The 16,373-nt window shown below is 33.7% G+C and carries 14 protein-coding genes and 4 pseudogenes; 8 read left to right on the top strand and 10 right to left on the bottom strand.

The features are described from left to right. Nucleotides 1-258 precede the first annotated feature (258 nt). From fabG to V6M85_RS09165, 3 genes are read left to right on the top strand one after another with little or no spacing between them, the layout of a single operon-like run. The gene (fabG, locus tag V6M85_RS09175) at nt 259-1,017 is read left to right on the top strand and encodes a 3-oxoacyl-ACP reductase FabG (protein WP_338599056.1); all 759 of its coding nucleotides are present in this window, start codon (nt 259-261) and stop codon (nt 1,015-1,017) included. Further along, the gene (locus V6M85_RS09170) at nt 1,014-2,171 is read left to right on the top strand and encodes a thiolase family protein (protein WP_338599054.1); all 1,158 of its coding nucleotides are present in this window, start codon (nt 1,014-1,016) and stop codon (nt 2,169-2,171) included. Before fabG ends, V6M85_RS09170 begins: the two co-directional genes overlap by 4 nt. Further along, nucleotides 2,168-2,521, top strand: a complete 354-nt coding sequence (locus tag V6M85_RS09165) for a Zn-ribbon domain-containing OB-fold protein (protein ID WP_338599051.1) — start codon at nt 2,168-2,170, stop codon at nt 2,519-2,521. The genes V6M85_RS09170 and V6M85_RS09165 overlap by 4 nt, the downstream gene beginning before the upstream one ends. Here V6M85_RS09165 and V6M85_RS09160 read toward each other — a convergent pair. From V6M85_RS09160 to V6M85_RS09130, 7 genes and pseudogenes are all read right to left on the bottom strand, one after another. Continuing rightward, nucleotides 2,518-2,787: a hypothetical protein gene (locus tag V6M85_RS09160; protein WP_338599048.1), complete on the bottom strand. Its 270-nt coding sequence runs from the start codon at nt 2,785-2,787 to the stop codon at nt 2,518-2,520. The two genes, V6M85_RS09165 and V6M85_RS09160, sit on opposite strands and share 4 nt — an antisense overlap. A gap of 159 nt (nt 2,788-2,946) precedes the next feature. Further along, complete coding sequence (locus V6M85_RS09155; protein ID WP_338599045.1) at nt 2,947-3,477, bottom strand: DUF998 domain-containing protein; 531 nt, start codon at nt 3,475-3,477, stop codon at nt 2,947-2,949. A 67-nt stretch (nt 3,478-3,544) separates the two neighbouring features. Then, nucleotides 3,545-4,141, bottom strand: a complete 597-nt coding sequence (locus tag V6M85_RS09150; protein WP_338599044.1) for a class I SAM-dependent methyltransferase — start codon at nt 4,139-4,141, stop codon at nt 3,545-3,547. Between the two features lie 59 nt (nt 4,142-4,200). Further along, nucleotides 4,201-5,072: pseudogene (tatC, locus tag V6M85_RS09145) on the bottom strand (twin-arginine translocase subunit TatC). A 12-nt stretch (nt 5,073-5,084) separates the two neighbouring features. After that, complete coding sequence (tatA, locus tag V6M85_RS09140; RefSeq protein ID WP_338604716.1) at nt 5,085-5,351, bottom strand: twin-arginine translocase TatA/TatE family subunit; 267 nt, start codon at nt 5,349-5,351, stop codon at nt 5,085-5,087. 328 nt (nt 5,352-5,679) lie between these two features. Then, entirely contained in the window at nt 5,680-6,096 is a 417-nt protein-coding gene (locus V6M85_RS09135) for a type II toxin-antitoxin system VapC family toxin (RefSeq protein WP_338599042.1), read from the bottom strand. Then, entirely contained in the window at nt 6,093-6,332 is a 240-nt protein-coding gene (locus tag V6M85_RS09130) for a hypothetical protein (RefSeq protein ID WP_338599039.1), read from the bottom strand. Before V6M85_RS09130 ends, V6M85_RS09135 begins: the two co-directional genes overlap by 4 nt. A gap of 499 nt (nt 6,333-6,831) precedes the next feature. On the opposite strand from V6M85_RS09130, the gene ilvD reads away from it, so the two are divergent. Both ilvD and V6M85_RS09120 read left to right on the top strand, forming a co-directional pair. Beyond that, nucleotides 6,832-8,508, top strand: coding sequence for a dihydroxy-acid dehydratase (gene ilvD / locus V6M85_RS09125; RefSeq protein WP_338599036.1), 1,677 nt, complete (start codon nt 6,832-6,834; stop codon nt 8,506-8,508). 30 nt (nt 8,509-8,538) lie between these two features. Continuing rightward, nucleotides 8,539-9,942, top strand: a pseudogene (locus V6M85_RS09120) (carboxypeptidase M32). 141 nt (nt 9,943-10,083) lie between these two features. On the opposite strand, the gene V6M85_RS09115 reads toward V6M85_RS09120, so the two are convergent. Then, entirely contained in the window at nt 10,084-10,626 is a 543-nt protein-coding gene (locus tag V6M85_RS09115; RefSeq protein ID WP_338599033.1) for a hypothetical protein, read from the bottom strand. Between the two features lie 70 nt (nt 10,627-10,696). After that, nucleotides 10,697-11,494 (bottom strand): helix-turn-helix transcriptional regulator, encoded by a 798-nt coding sequence (locus tag V6M85_RS09110; protein WP_338599030.1) that lies wholly within the window; start codon nt 11,492-11,494, stop codon nt 10,697-10,699. A 72-nt stretch (nt 11,495-11,566) separates the two neighbouring features. Between V6M85_RS09110 and V6M85_RS09105 the strand changes: the two are divergent. The 3 genes and pseudogenes from V6M85_RS09105 to V6M85_RS09095 all read left to right on the top strand — a co-directional run. Beyond that, nucleotides 11,567-12,184, top strand: a pseudogene (locus V6M85_RS09105) (hypothetical protein). A gap of 105 nt (nt 12,185-12,289) precedes the next feature. After that, a complete protein-coding gene (locus V6M85_RS09100) occupies nt 12,290-13,921 on the top strand; it encodes a type VII secretion EssA family protein (protein WP_338599027.1) in 1,632 nt (543 codons plus the stop codon). Nucleotides 13,922-14,366: 445 nt separating this feature from the next. Then, nucleotides 14,367-14,753 (top strand): annotated as a pseudogene (locus V6M85_RS09095) (hypothetical protein); the annotation flags it as partial. Here the strand turns inward: V6M85_RS09095 and V6M85_RS09090 are convergent. Beyond that, nucleotides 14,739-16,022, bottom strand: coding sequence for a transposase (locus V6M85_RS09090; protein WP_338599025.1), 1,284 nt, complete (start codon nt 16,020-16,022; stop codon nt 14,739-14,741). The pseudogene V6M85_RS09095 and the gene V6M85_RS09090 overlap by 15 nt on opposite strands. Between the last annotated feature and the right edge of the window lie 351 nt (nt 16,023-16,373).

The raw sequence follows: 16,373 nt of genomic DNA, 5'->3' as shown, positions 1-16,373 counted from the left end.
CCCTTTGTATTCCTTATACTTTTAAGAAAAGGCAAATTTCTATGTGCTTTATTAACTCTAGCTGGAGATAATTTTATCTACATGATTACAATATGGATAAGCATGGTAATTTATAAGGATATTTTTAAGAAACAATCTAGAAATTCATCAACCCTTTTACGCAGATTTGGGCAATTGAATCTATAGTTTAGCGGAAAGTTCGGTTTACGATATGTGTAAAGTTTAAGGTTTAATAGCTTTCTCATTTCATTATCATGTATGCCCAGATTTTGTGACTTAAGTGGAAGGATTGCTATTGTTACTGGAGCAGCTAGTGGGATAGGAAGAGCTATAGCGTTTAGATTATCAAGCTTAGGGTCTACGGTAATTTTAGGTGATTTGAAAATAGAGGATCTTAAAGTAGTTGCTAATGAGATATCTTCTCAGACTGGATCAAAGGTGATACCGTTATACGTAAACGTTGCAGACTTTAATTCGACTAGAGAATTCTATCAAAAGGCTACGGAAGTTTTAGGAGTAGATTATGTAGATATTTTAGTTAATAACGCAGGAATAAATAGGGATGCTTTCTTCGTGAAAATGAGTTATGAGCAATGGGATGAGGTGATAAAAGTCGATTTATATAGTATGTTCAATATGACCAAACAAGTTGTTGATGGTATGATAAAGAGAAATTACGGAAGGATAATAAATATGTCCTCAATGAGCTGGTTAGGGAATATTGGGCAAGCTAATTATTCTGCAGCTAAAGCTGGAGTAATAGGCTTTACTAAGACTTTGGCAAGAGAACTCGCTAAATACAATATTACTGTAAATGCAATAACTCCAGGATTTATTGATACACCTATGACTAGGGCTGTTCCAGAAAAGGTTAGACAAAAAATTATGGAAAGAATACCAATGGGAAGAGTTGGTAAGCCAGAGGAAGTGGCTAATCTAGTGGCATTCCTAGCTTCAGAAGAAGCATCATACATAACTGGCGAAGTAATAGGAGTTACTGGTGGTTTGGTATTATGATTACCGGTTTTGCCAGTAATCTTTATAAAAAATATGATGGATCAACATTTGAATTACTAGGAGATACCGCAAACAAAGCATTGGAAATAGCAGGTTTAGAAATGAAGGAAATAGATGGATTATTTGCAACTTATTTACCAGGTACCTTTGATGGGTATGCAAACTCCCATTTCTTTACCAATCAAATAGCTCAGTATCTTGGAATAAAACCTAAATTTACGCAAATCTTTGATTATGGGGGAGCGTCAGCCTTAAGTATGATATATAGGGCGTATAAAGCAATTAAGGCGAGTGAAGCAGAATCTGTACTCTGTGTTGTAGGGGGCAAATCCTCAGAGTTGAGAAGTAAAGGAGTGACAGTAGATTCTGTAGATAGGGCGTACTCTGACGTTAATTTAACGCCGTATGATAAACTTTTTAGGGGGCTTAATGATCTAAATCCAGTTTCAGATTACGCTTTGGTTGCTAATAGGCATAAGTATCTTTTTGGTAGTACAGATGAACAAAGGGCCTTAATAGCGGTTAAGCAAAGATTTAATGCTATGCAGAACGATAAAGCTATCTTTAAAGATCCGTTAACTGTGGAACAAGTGTTAAATTCGCCAATGGTTTCTTCTCCTTTAAGGTTATTGGAGATAGTTTACCCAATTGATGGATTTCACGTTTTCGTAGTGAGTAAAAGAACTAGTAAGTCAGCATTGAGGAACATAGATATTTTGGGATATGGTGAAGCTCATTGGCCCTTTATGCCTACTGAGTTGGATGATATTGTATACACACCTGCAATTGAAAGTTCTAGAGGTCTAGTTAATAATAAAATAGACGCTTTTGAGTTGTACGACTCATTTACTATTACAGTTATGTTACAAGTTGAAGATATAGGACTCGCTGAAAAAGGCAAAGGCGGTTTATTCTTCGAAAAACATGATACTACATATAAGGGTGATGTTCCTATTAATACTGGTGGTGGTAGTTTGAATACTGGTCAACCTGCCTATATGAGTGGTGGTGTTATTTTGGAGGAGGCATTGCTTCAATTAAATAACATGGCTAATGGTCATCAGGTTAGCGATGCAAACGTAATATTCCTAAATGGAATTGGAGGATGGAACAGATCTCATTCTGTGTCATTGATATTAGGTGAAAGAAAATGAGATTAGAGGAAATTTACTCTAATTACGATAAAATAGTACAGAGCGGGGATTTGCCCTATCTCAAATGCAGGAATTGTAATTATGCATTCTTCTATATTAGGCATATTTGCCCTAAATGTGGGTCTAAGAATTTAGAGGTAGTAAAAAGCTCTGGTGTAGGGAAAGTATTTTCATGGACTAAGATTTTCAGAAAAAATGAGACTTTCATATATGGGATTGTTGAACTAGAGGAGGGATTCAGAATATATTGTAATTTTGCTGACGATGTGAAAATTGGGGATAAGGTGAAGATTAAGATTTCAATTTCAGATAATAAATATCATATTATTGGAAGTAAACTTCAAATCTAAATATATTCCAACTTTACTATCAGCTTATCTTTCAAATTGATAATATATAGCTCTCCTTTTTCCGTTACTACATCACATTCCAGCCTTTCCTTGAAGCACTTAATCCACATTCCTTCGAAATTAATGCCTTCCTTTACTGTGGTTTTAGATATTGATTGAAAGGTGTTACTTTCAGAGAAATTGATGGCTTTTCTTACAGTGACTCTGAATCCTTTCATTGATGGATTTTCTAGGATGCTTTTTATATCTTCAAGTTTAAAACTCATTTCAATTCTACATCTCTTATTCAGAGAATAAAAACCTTGCTTTGTTTATATTTTTACTTTAAGATACTTAATAGTCAACACAAAAATTAAATCAATTACTACGTTTTATAATTGAGTTTTATGTCATAGAAATGAAAATAATATACGATATTAATATCATTATACCTTATTTATCAAGTATGTGGAGAAACTTATCCCCCATATTAATTCCGGATATACTATCATTCTTTCCATTCCACCTGGTCCTAGAGGTCCATATTCCTTAGATATAAACAAAATTAGAGCGGATAACGTTATAATTCCTAATACCGTCCAGAAATAATTTCTTCTTATTGAAGTTACAATTGCACCTATACCTCCAAATAGGAAAGCGATTAGAGAAGCAATTAAGTGTGGCAGTCCAGTGGTCTCTGGAAATATACCTACTAATGACGCACCTAACCCTACTAGGAGAATTAGAGGTGCGTAAAATGCCCTTATCATTAGCGATGCTATTATTACTAAGATTCCCATCACGATAATAGAAGTATTGAATATAATTGCAGTTCTTCCAACTCCTAGATCACTTATATAATTATACTTAACTGAATAATTAGGATATAAAATTTCCGAAATTACCATAAATAATAAAAATTGTGATACACCTATCAGTACTATATAACCTGCTATCTTAGGTCTATTTAAGATCATATTTTTATCATTGCTAAATTATAGATAAATAATTATCTTGAAAAATTATAATGGGAAGAAAATAAAATTATTTTTTAAGTATCATTCCAAATCCTCCGGCCTCATCGGATAATCTATATAATTTAACGTTTTTTTCTTTGACAAACTTATAGGGTGCTTCCGTGAAGTCCATGTTATCTATAAATATTATACCTCCACTTTTCAGATAATTCCATGCCATATTGAGTTCAAACATCACATTTTCGAACGTATGTTCACTATCATGAAGGAATATATCTATCTTCTTGATTTCTCGTAAAATATTAGGTAATACATCCTTGCTCTTTCCTATATATAATTTCCACTTAGATCGTAATTCATTAGGAACCAGAAATCCAACTGGCTTGCCGTTTTCTAGTGTATCTCTTACGTCAATTGAATATAAGGTACCTTTATTTAAAGCGGAAAGAATAATGGTAGAAGAAACCCCTGGTCCTACACCAGTTTCAATTACCACTTCCGGATTATAATACCTAACTACTGAGTAGAGTATGAAACGCTTTCTTTCACTTAATGCATATGGAAAACTTGGTCCTAAAGTTCTCTTTATTCTATCGTTTATTTCTTTAGCCTCGTTCCAATATTCACTAAGATCTGAACTAAATATTTCTCTTAACGTTTCCATAAATAAATTAAGTATCGTTAGATAATAACGTTATCTGTAACGATATCTAATATAAATACTCATTTACTTTTATTTCTTCTATTTTCTATTGCATATGAGATTCCCATTCCTAGAAAATATAAACTAGATAGTGATAGACCAATTATTGTCTCCATTACACCTCCAGTAGTACCCGGAGATATTATCCATGCTATAATAAATGAATCTAATACTCCCCATCTCCAATAGATTCTCCACGTATTAGCCTTAACTATTCCCAAATAAGTCAAACCGATCATTATTAATGGCATTTCAAACGATAATCCTAATGACCCCATCAGCAAGAAAACTGTTGAAATAAATGAACTTAAACTTATTGTGGGTTCCACTGATGGTCCTAAAGCTTGTGTATATAATGATATCATCCTAAACATCAAGGGAATTAAGACAAAGAATGCAAATAGAGATCCTGCTATAAAAAGCATGAAAGCTGGGATTACGGTTAGCTTAAATACCTTTTTCTCGTTTTCATATAAACCTGGTGCTAAAAAGGCCCAAGTTTCTCTGATAATTATTGGAAGAGATGTCAATAAAGACAAATAAAACGAAACGTACAGTGAAGCATATAGTGGATCAAACAAGTTAATTATAATTATCTTGGTATCGGTAGGCAGTTCATGATAAATCATAAATCGAGTGACTTTTACCGCGATGCTATCATATAGTGAAGGATAAGGTATGGGAATTTTGTAATACTAAGTCCAATTAATGGAATTTTTACTGGATCTATAGTAATCCATTCGTATCCTATCATGAAATAAAATAAGAACGAAATCCCCAGAGCTATAATAATTCTTCTCAGCCTTTGAGCTAATTCTCTTAAATGCTCTAAGAAAGGTTTCTCCTCAAAAACTGTTTCCTTACTCTCAGTTTGTTTTTTCCTCTCAGCCAGACTATTGTAACCTCAAGCTTTCTTTGTTTGTTTAAGTTCCTCTAGTTGTTTTTGTAACTCTGCTATTCTTTTTTCTAACTCTTCAATATTTTCTCCTTTCTTCTGCTCTTGACTAAGCATCATTTGTTGCATTTCCATTTCAGCTTCCATTCTACCCTTTTTGAATTCTCCCATAGCTCTCCCCAAAGATCTGAAAAGCTCTGGAATTTTAGATGAGCCAAAGAAAAGTACAGCAATAACCACAAGCAAAATAATCAAATCATTAGGGCTTTCAAACATTTGTTTCACTAAATTTTTATTCTTTGTTGTGAGTTTAAAAGCATAGCGTTGTCATGAAGATACAAATTATTTATACAACTTTTACATTTGCTTCCATCCCTTATCTTGTGTAAACCTTTCCCTTTTAAACTCTATGAAGATATTAAAGATCCCTTAAATTTTTACCTATGTGAATACTGTATAACAGAAGAGTAACACAAAAAATGAAAATTGTAAAGCTATCAGCGCTTTATAGCCAAAATAGGGGATAAAAACGAGTAGGTCTCCTACTAATCCATAGTGAGAATTAGTTATGTCGTTAGAGGCAATAGCATGTAACGTCTTTGTACTAACTAACTCTAATTAATCCTAATTGATCAAAACCCCTATCAAACGACGCAATATATTTCTCATTTAATGAGCGTAAAATCGTAAATGATGTACAGTCAGTAAAACTCAATGCCTTATATTTCGTAAAACAATCCCACGCAGTCTGAAATTTCTTCTCGTCTATCTTGTAAAGGGCTAGGGAGTTCTCTTTAATAAGATTAAATAACGTAACTCCGACTTGTATCGCGTACTCCTTATTTTTCCTTATCATTAAGAGTGTAACAATCTCATCAAAAATGTAATCTGTAATGAACGGCTTACCATATTTTCCTTCATCAATTTCATTCATTATTTCTAAAGCTTTACTGTGGTTTGGATCTGTTGAACTTAAGTAAGAAAAAAGGAATGAAGTATCCAAAAGGATCAGTGTTTTCACCCATAGATAACCTTATCAATATCCTCTGGATTAAGCTTACCTAGATCGGTGATTAGACTTGACAATGATTTACCTACTTTGTACGTTCCGTTTTCACTCCTATTATTATAATATTGTATAAGAAAGTTAATTGCGTCGTTTAAACTCACTTTCTTTCCACTTTCCATCTGTAGCTTACCAGCAATTTTCATTAATTCTTCTTTAATTTCCTTACTAACCTTGATCACTTCTACCATATGATAATTATAGTATAGAAAGTATAAGAAGTTTCCTTAGTATACCTTATGCATATCCTACAATTTTTATTAAACAAAAAGTTGGAAAATCTATGATCTCTTTATAAAACATTAAACTAGAAGTAGATTTAATATTTAATGAGAATAATGATTAAATATAATTTTTGTTCATTCATTTAATAAATTTTATAAAAAATAAAATTGCTGATCACATTCTTAATGTCTTCATTAGGATGTAAGTTATTTATTTCTATAACTTTCACAACTATTATAACCTTAATACTATATGAAGTCTCTCAGAATATTTATAAAAAAGAAATTGCATTGGTTTGGAATTTTTTAACTTCTTGGCTACATGATAGAAATACTTAAGCGATACAGAGTAATTCCTATCATAGACAGGGATTTAAAAACTCTCGTCCTTTTATTCATAGAATATAAGATCATACTTAACTTGTATGATATATTGCTTATTAATCTCGCTATCCTATTTCTTAATATGCCAGCTAAATTAAATAGTCCATCAAGATACCATGGAATATATAATGCTCCTCACAGGGCGTTTTTGAGATCAGTTGGGTTAACAGATGAGGAAATAAACAAACCATTAGTTGCTATAGCTACTGCTTGGAGCGAGGCGGGACCTTGTAATTTTCACACATTAGCGCTAGCTAGAGTTGCAAAGGAAGGTGCAAAAGAAGCTGGATTATCTCCATTAGCGTTTCCGACAATGGTAGTAAATGACAATATTGGTATGGGATCTGAGGGTATGAGATACAGTTTGGTCAGTAGAGATTTAATAGCTGATATGGTTGAAGCTCAATTTAATGCTCACGCATTTGATGGATTAGTAGGCATAGGAGGTTGTGATAAGACAACTCCAGGCATTTTAATGGCAATGGCTAGACTTAATGTTCCCTCAATTTACGTTTATGGTGGTTCTGCTGAACCAGGCTACTTTATGGGAAGAAGACTAACCATCGAAGACGTACACGAAGCAATAGGCGCATATTTAGCCAAAAAAATTAGTGAAAATGACTTATATGAAATAGAGAAAAGAGCACATCCTACGTTGGGTACATGTTCCGGATTATTTACAGCAAACACTATGGCCTCAATGTCTGAAGCATTAGGAATTGCATTACCTGGAAGCGCTTCACCTACTGCAACTTCATCAAGAAGGGTTATGTATGTGAGAGAGACTGGAAAGGCCTTAGGTAATTTAATTGAGAATGGTATAAAAGCGAGGGATATTTTAACCTATGAAGCATTTGAGAACGCTATAACAACATTAATGGCAATGGGTGGTTCTACTAACGTCGTACTACATTTATTAGCGATAGCATACGAAGCGGGAGTTAAGTTAACTTTAGATGACTTCAACAGAATATCTAAAAGAACACCATATATCGCTAGTATGAAGCCCGGTGGAGATTACGTAATGGCTGATTTGGATGAAGTCGGTGGAGTCCCAGTAGTATTAAAGAAATTGTTAGATGCTGGGCTTCTTCACGGTGATGTATTGACAGTAACTGGAAAAACCATGAAGCAGAACCTTATGGAATATAAGTATCCTAACGTCCCTCATAACCACATAGTTAGAGATGTGTCAAATCCAATTAAACCTAGAGGAGGAATAGTTATACTTAAAGGATCATTGGCACCAGAAGGTGCAGTAATAAAAGTAGCAGCCACGAATTTAGTTAAATTTGAAGGCAAAGCAAAAGTCTACAACTCTGAGGATGACGCATTTAAGGGCATTCAAAATAACGAAGTCAAAGAGGGAGAAGTGGTAATTATAAGATATGAAGGTCCAAAAGGCGCTCCTGGTATGCCAGAAATGTTGAGAGTTACTGCCGCAATTATGGGGGCAGGCCTCAACAATGTTGCCTTAGTTACTGATGGTAGATTTTCTGGCGCTACCAGAGGTCCCATGGTTGGGCACGTTGCCCCAGAAGCGATGGTAGGAGGTCCTATTGCGGTAGTTGAAGATGGCGATACCATAGTTATTGACGTTGAAAACGAGAGACTTGACTTAAAACTGCCAGAAGAGGAAATAAAGAATAGGTTAAAGAGATGGTCTCCTCCACCACCTAGATATAAATCTGGCTTATTAGCTAAATATGCATCCTTAGTCTCACAAGCTTCTATGGGAGCAGTAACGAGACCAGCTTAATTTTTTATTGTTAGTTTGCTTTTTCTTTTTATGTATGAGGATATTAGAGCAATTGAGCACGCAATAAGCCTACTTGATTGGGATATTCAAACTTACATGCCTCAGGCAGGAATTAAAGCCAGAGGTGAGGCAATAGCAAGATTAAGTAAGTTAAAGAGAAAATTACTGTTAGACATAAGGAGCGAAATAGAAAAATTATAGCCTAAAAATGAGATAGAAAAAGGGCTAAAGAGAGTATTAGAAAGAGAATATAAGTATTATGATGCAGTCCCAGAAGAATTAGATATGAAACTTTACAGAATATCGTCTGAAGCTACTGTAGTCTGGAGGAATGCCAAGGCTAAGGGGGATTTTAATGCTTTTAAGCCTTATTTAGAGCAGATAGTTGATATTACTAGGGAAATTGCTCAAAGACTTGGTTATAGGGATCATCCATATAGTGCATTATTAGATTTATATGAAGAAGGATTTACTGTGACAGATGCGGATAGAATATTTAATGAATTATTACCCGGCTTATCTAAAGTATTGGAAAAGGTTAATGATAACTTTACTAGGAAATATCACTTTGAAGATGAAAGGTACGATGTTTCTCAAATGAGTAAAGTTGTAGAGAAAATAGCTTATGAAGTATTGAACATGCCTAAGGATAGGTTTAGGATAGATGTGTCTCCTCACCCATTTACTACCTCAATGAGTAGAGATGACGTGAGGATAACAGTTAGGTATGAGGGTTACGATTTTAAGAGAGTACTTTATTCTCTAATTCATGAAAGCGGTCATGCAATATATGAATTACAAATTGATCCCAGTTTAGAATATACTCCATTAGCTAAAGCTCCTTCAATGGGTTTCCATGAATCTCAATCTAGATTTTGGGAGAACATCGTAGGCAGAAGCTATGATTTCATTAAGGCTATATATCCTTATCTAAACGTTAAAGACCCTGTAGACGACGTTTATTATTATGTTAATGGGGTTAAGAGACAACCAATAAGAGTAGATGCGGATGAAGTTACATATAACTTTCATATAGCAATAAGATACGAAATTGAGAAAAGGGTAATAGAGGGAAGTCTGGATGTAAGCGAATTTCCATCAATTTTTAATGATCTAATGGATAAATATCTTAATATAAGACCTAGAAACGATGGCGAAGGAGTATTACAAGACGTACATTGGAGTCAAGGCTCATTTGGTTACTTCCCTAGTTATACCTTAGGAAATATAATCGCTGGTATGGTATACTATCATATAAAGAAGGATATGGCATTTAACGTGAATAACATAGATGGTATTAAGAACTGGCTAAGGGAGAAAATTCATAAATATGGAGCTATATATTCACCTAAGGAGTTACAGATGAGGTCATTTGGAGAAGTTTACAATCCTTCTAGGTTGTTAGACTATTTAAGAGAAAAATATAATGTATGATGTGACGTCTCTCTCTCTGAGTGGTGAAGAACTGGGTCCTTTCTGATTTCAAACATAGGAAGCGAAAAGAAGAAGTGATTTAAAATAATGATAAATAAAAAATTCTGTTAACTTAATATTTTTTCTTTCTTTAAACTAACATCAGTCATCGTTCTCATTACTATCTTCGTTATCATCCTTGTGATGTTTTTTCTTTCCATGGTCCGTAACCTGGACTTGGCCTTGTTCTCCTCCATATTTCACTATCAAGAACGGAATGTTACTAACCGATTTAGGCTCAGGGTTCTGAGATACTATGTAAGATATTTTTATGTTAACCACATAAGTTCCTTTGTTGAGATATAAGGTATATTGATCTTTTCCATGAAGGGACAGTGTGAAAGTATAATTAGCCATATGTATAGTTACGTTGAACTCTGAAAATACTCCTTCCAAGACATCTTCTTTCAATTCCACAGTATAGGTTCCATTGGTAGATACGGTTAGTGTAGAATTTTCAGTTAAAGTTCCCTTCTGACCGGCTGTAATATTTCCCAGATTAAACGACGCTAAGGTCGTCTGTATTGATGGTGAAACAACATTATAGCTTATTGTTCCTAATGCTCCGCTTATCTCTTCACCGACAACTACCCCACCTATCATTAATGTACTTAACACTATACCTAGCAATATTAGCTTGTTCAACTTTTCACCTAAACTTTCTTTGGCAATTCCTTCCTTTTAAGGAAGACGTTCCGAAACAGTGAAACAACTACTATTTGTTATCGCTCTTGATAATATATCTTACCTTACCTTCTTCCCTTATCTCTTCTATATACCCTAATTTCACTAATTTCTTAACTCTTCTATATGCAGTTGATTTAGGCAATCCCGTTTGTCTTACAATATCTGCTAAAGTATTAGTACCCATCTTTATGGCTTCCAATACTATTGCATCTCTTTCATCCAATTTGTCAGTTACCAAATCTACGCCTTCCTCATCCTTCATAATTTCCACTTCCTCCTTTCTCCTTCTTTTCCACAAAAGCAAGATTAACGTGGCTAAAACAGCATCGCTTCCTACTAATCCACCTATTATTGCTGGAAGACCAAATTCATTTTGAGCTAAGATAACATGTGAAGATGCGTAAAGTAATGTAACTTTACTTACATTTACGAATGTAATATTATATAGACCATTAACTGTACTAAAGCTATACGGCTGAGTAGAAATATAATTTATTGATGAGTTAAGAGGTAAATATAGGTTAATAGTTAAATTATACGGTTCGTTTACTTGAATAACACCCTTAGACAATTCACTTTTATAGTAAATGTAAACTGTACTGTTAATAGGATTTAGGTACAACGTGTTACCAGTGATATTATATCTCGCACCTATTACCTTAAGATCAGTTATGTTATATCCTATTAAGAAGAACTGTCTATCGTTGCTGTTAATTTCGGCTTCAACGGTGCCATTATAATAAATATTCAAAGTGGAAGCGTGTATGATAATGGGCATTAAGGCTAATAATAAGGGCAATAATAGTAATAGTAGTAAAAGTTTCATCAAACTAATCTAACTTTAACTAACTTATTAGCTTACCGTTTCACTGTTTCATGGAACTAATGTTTATATGAGATTATCAACAAATATTAGGATGTGAATAGGCTGACGCTTTTAGCCGGGTTAGTAATAGTTACGCTTATTGTAAATGTAGTTTTAGGTATAGAATTATACTATGCTCTACATAGATCTAGTCAACCCATAGGAGGAGTTCCGATAAACGTTTCTACAGTGCAAATCGTTTCTCCATCTTCAACTTCTGCAAGTACGAAGAATGCTACTATTTTAAATACTACTACGACAAGTAAAACGTACTCTTTCTCATTTAAGGCTGAATTTAAAATTCATGTTAAAGAACATGGCATATACCTTGTTGGGATTAAGCCCAGTGTAGAATTTGCGCAATTATATGTTATTCTATATTTCGAAGATGGTCAAGTTGTTTCATTAAATCTTAATCAAACTTATTCGAATGTGACAATAAATGAGGATAACGTTAAAATAATTGCTTATATTTACGGTAAGAGTTATCAGAATCTAACTCCTCAGCAAATACTTAATGATAGCGGTATTTACTTTAAATTTATAGCTAAATCTAATGATCATCATGAAGATAATGGAAGTACGGATGATTTAATATTAGTTTCCTTTAGTGATATAGCTAGAATATCAACATTTTTGAAATATAAGTAGTTTTTAAAATTTTACATTAAAAATGACATAATTTTCTTTAAAACTAGTGTTTCAGCTAAGTGAAACTACAAACCCTTATATAGTCGAAACGGCCAATGATATCACATGAGATGGCTCAACATTTTGCCTCTACTACTAATAATAATCTCAATCTCCTCAGTAATCTCAATTTCTGCGGATACAAGTCCGGTAATTCATGTGTATTATGCTAGGTATGACAGCGTATATAGATCAAATAGTATTGGAGTTGGTCCTTTAAATACAAATACTGTGATTTACACTGTAAGTTCAGCTATATATAATACCACGATTACTCAAGGAAAGGAATTCAAAGTTGATAATTATAATGAAACAACCTATATATTGACATTTTCATCTACACCTAAAAATGAGGAAGGATATATAAACATTTCAGCATATCTAAATAATACCATTTTTATAAAAAGTAATATACCTAATTTGATAAGAGTCATTGTCAATACTGCAAATACCTCAGAGCTAATTTGGGCTGGTTTTAACACTACCGAAATTCACTCCTACGCATATATTAACGGTAGTGGTAAAGTTTTACTACAATTTGCAAACGGTTCCACGATAGTTAATGAGACATTTAATGTTAGACAGAATACAACTGTAAGCGAGCACATAAATCTATACTTACTTAGCGTGAGTTCAGTCAATATAAAAACAGAGAGTATTGGTGAATTAACTGTAACAGCTCAATTGCCCAGAAGATACTCTCCACTACTGGTTAATATTAATTATAATGGATCAGAGAATAACATAACTGCAAACGGCTATATAGTTACAACAGCCTACTTTAATGGTACCTTAACGCCTGCCTTAGTATGGAAAGGAGAAGGTCTAATCCCAATAATGGCTGGGAAGGGCAATATTAGAGCTAATTTTGAGACAATAGAGTTCTATGGCGAAAACGGAACTGTTTTAGGATATGTACATGTGTCAAGCATATTTGGAGTTATTAATAATGGGCTAGGTAAATTAAGTTCAAATATCAATATAGCGTTCACAGAGCTTAAGATAGTTGAAGTTAATGGTGTGAAACCAATTCACTCTAATTTTATGGGATATGTTTATATTAACGGAGTACCAGTCATACTCACAGCTAACGAAGAAGGCAATCTATCTTCAACGGGCATCGTTAACGTGTCTCATGTGGTTTTTGTTCACGCCCATAAAGGTATACTAGTTGAGATATCCGTAAATTCTACTGTTAGGTTCGCTTTATTAACAGATAATAACGAGACATATAACGTTGCAGTTGAGCGTCCTACATTAGTTAATATTACACATTTAAACGTTAATGGAAATATTCATGTAGCCCAAGAAGTATTGGTAAATGTCACTTCAACCTATATCGTATTTAACGTTAGCGTAATTAATAATGGTTCCATAGTTGGAGTGTATAAGGATATTAATGGAACGCTAGTTAAGTTAAACTCCTCAAATTACTTCATACTGAATGGAAAGTTGGTGATATTTGATGATCCCGTTACCACATATTATATTTTGTATTCAGCACAACAGCCCACAACTACAACTTCTACATCTTCCTCTACTACATTATCAACCTCTTCATCTTCGCTGTTAAGCAGTTCGTCATTATCAACTTCGAGTTCCTCATCTTCTTCTAATAACTTACTATACATAATAATTGCGGTAATAGTCATCGTTATAATAATTGTGGCTGTGGTGGTTCTCTTAAGAAGGCGATAAGCAATCTTTCTATCTTTATTTATTTATAAACTTAATATTTTTTAAATATATTACAATTAAAACTTCATTTTAGCTAAAATGCAATAATATTTTACAAGTCTCAGAATATATCAAGTATTAAATAAAATTTAACTTATTTTCATTTTTAAGCCGATATGGATTATGAGTTATAACTTAGGAAGAATAATTTTTATGGACTCAACAAATAGCTCAAACGTTTAATACAGAAGAATTACGATTGATTTAAGCAAATCCTTCAAGACTATTAGGAAAATGAGAGAGAGGAGTAGTTTATCCCATTTAAAAGGGACAATATTGAGGCATTTATAAATGAAGTTGGGATAAATTCACTGCATTGAATAAAAAGAACAAAGACAAAATCGTACTGCTCATACGCTACAGAATATGCATAAAATTTAAATACTTTAGGGTAACCCTAATATCAATGGAAAAAAGAGAATTAATGATTGCCCTTTCGTTGTCAAGTGCTATTGCCATTGCAATTCTCTCGTTACCAGACATATTGGAACCTGTGGCTCGAGAAATTCTTCTAATTTTAGGTATTTATTGGCCATTAGCTATATTTATAATAGGTGCTATACATGGAATTAAGCCTGATGAACACACCTGGCCAATTACTGTATCTTATGGGATAATGCAAAAGAACATTAAAGGAGCATTTATTTCAACCACTGTATTTGCTGGTGCTTTAACACTGGTATGGTCTATTTTAAGTGCCTTAACTGGCCAATTGTTATCATATTTCAGAAATTATAGTTTAGATCCTATAGTTGATATTATAGTAGGGGTTTGGGTCTCATTGAATTTCATATATTTTGTATTCAATTTTCAACCCTTGGATTTCACCGAGGTCACGAATGTTCATCCCTCTCCGTCCCATTAGGGGGATAACCCCACTCACCCTAAAAGGGTGAGAAAACCCCCACATCTTGAAGTTAAACCTACTCAAGTACTTCTTGAAAATGTTAAGAGATGCATTAAATTGCCTATCAAGCGTGAACCCACACTTTACACACTTAAAGGTCTTGCCAACCATTCGGGAATTAACCCATCCACATCTGGGGCAAGACCTAGATGTAAAACGTGGGTTCACCTCAACAACCCTACAATTATACAACGAAGCCTTATACTTCAACACACTCAACAACCTACCCCAAACAGTCCTTGACAATTTCCTTGATAAAGAATCACCAGCATCCTCAAACATCTCTTGTTTGTTAAGCTTTTCAAAAACTAGGACGTGATTATTGTAAAGACTAAGAATAAGATTAGCCAATTTGTGAATCAAATCATTAACCCTATTCCTCTCACGATAAGAGTACTTACCCAACAACCTCTTCCCAACCCTAAACTTCTTAGAAGCTAGAGACTGAACCTTACTCCTCTTCCTTTGCATACCATACTTCAAGGAATAAAGTTGTTTCAATGAAATTGTTACGAACTTCTCACCATCATAACCATCTAGAGAGAATAGGTTTGAGTCAAAGGCAACAATCTCAAGGGGTGTAATAGTTGGTAATTCTTTTCTGAAGACTAAATGCACTTTATCCTCCTTTATTATTGGTTCTGTTAGTTCAAAGTCATTAACTCTTTTTGAGAACCACGTTTTATTCCAAGAGTATGTGATGTATTCGTGAGGTTTGACTGTTATCCTTACGCTTTTTCCTATAATTTTTCTTAGTGTTGTTTTTACTCTTACGTAGGCTTTCTTTACTAGTGGTGGTTTTAGTTCAGCTTTTCCTTTTTCGAATCTTCTTCTCCATGATTCTAGGATTGAATACACGTCGTGTATTGCTTGATCAACGTAGTGTTTTGCTAGGTTGTGTTTATTTTGCTTCATCAAGTGTTCTCTTAGTTCTTTATACACGTCTTTCTTTTTTGGTAGGGATACTTTAACCCTCTTTTTCTCCTTTCTTATTACTATCCTTGAGAACACGTATTTTATTCCTTTGTTTAGTAGTTCTTTGTATGCTTGTATTAACTCTTTGCTTTTCTTCCTCTCACTGTTTTTTATTGTGTATGTTAGGTGTAGGTATTGTGTTTCTGGTTGGAATGTTTTGATTCTTAAGTTCTTTTGCATGTCTTCTCACTTTATTTCTTTTTGTTCTTGTGATTTCTCATGTGTTATATAATTCTCAGAGAGTGGGATGAAAGTATTGCTAGTGAGATTTAGTTTTTGTCTAATCTTTTTACTGGTGTTATTACTACTAATACCCCTTTTCTTTTTTTCCATTACTCTTGTTAAGGTTTTGTTCGTATGATATTTCTAGTCTTTCTTATTTTGGTGTAAGTATTGTAAAGGGATTTTGTTCACAACATATAAGAACTTTATGGTAAAAAGAAAACAGTTTTCCACGGCGATTTTGGCGTTTTAACTAGAGCAGGAAGATTATCATTACTATTTCTAGGGGTATTCATGATAGGATTAGGT

Origin of the sequence: Sulfolobus tengchongensis, assembly GCF_036967215.1 — an archaeon.
Classification (GTDB): Archaea; Thermoproteota; Thermoprotei_A; order Sulfolobales; family Sulfolobaceae; genus Saccharolobus; species Saccharolobus tengchongensis_A.
The sequence above is the reverse complement of the archived record's forward strand: the minus strand, read 5'-3'. Positions and strand labels throughout refer to the sequence as shown.

Bases quoted from the DNA above. Each gene is read 5' to 3' on its own strand.
- V6M85_RS09150 (WP_338599044.1), bottom strand. From the start codon at position 4,141: ATGGAAACGTTAAGAGAAATATTTAGTTCAGATCTTAGTGAATATTGG.
- tatA (WP_338604716.1), bottom strand. From the start codon at position 5,351: ATGTTTGAAAGCCCTAATGATTTGATTATTTTGCTTGTGGTTATTGCT.
- V6M85_RS09100 (WP_338599027.1), top strand. From the start codon at position 12,290: ATGAGATGGCTCAACATTTTGCCTCTACTACTAATAATAATCTCAATC.
- V6M85_RS09110 (WP_338599030.1), bottom strand. From the start codon at position 11,494: ATGAAACTTTTACTACTATTACTATTATTGCCCTTATTATTAGCCTTA.
- fabG (WP_338599056.1), top strand. From the start codon at position 259: ATGCCCAGATTTTGTGACTTAAGTGGAAGGATTGCTATTGTTACTGGA.
- V6M85_RS09165 (WP_338599051.1), top strand. From the start codon at position 2,168: ATGAGATTAGAGGAAATTTACTCTAATTACGATAAAATAGTACAGAGC.
- V6M85_RS09155 (WP_338599045.1), bottom strand. From the start codon at position 3,477: ATGATCTTAAATAGACCTAAGATAGCAGGTTATATAGTACTGATAGGT.
- V6M85_RS09160 (WP_338599048.1), bottom strand. From the start codon at position 2,787: ATGAGTTTTAAACTTGAAGATATAAAAAGCATCCTAGAAAATCCATCA.
- V6M85_RS09130 (WP_338599039.1), bottom strand. From the start codon at position 6,332: ATGGTAGAAGTGATCAAGGTTAGTAAGGAAATTAAAGAAGAATTAATG.
- ilvD (WP_338599036.1), top strand. From the start codon at position 6,832: ATGCCAGCTAAATTAAATAGTCCATCAAGATACCATGGAATATATAAT.
- V6M85_RS09090 (WP_338599025.1), bottom strand. From the start codon at position 16,022: ATGCAAAAGAACTTAAGAATCAAAACATTCCAACCAGAAACACAATAC.
- V6M85_RS09170 (WP_338599054.1), top strand. From the start codon at position 1,014: ATGATTACCGGTTTTGCCAGTAATCTTTATAAAAAATATGATGGATCA.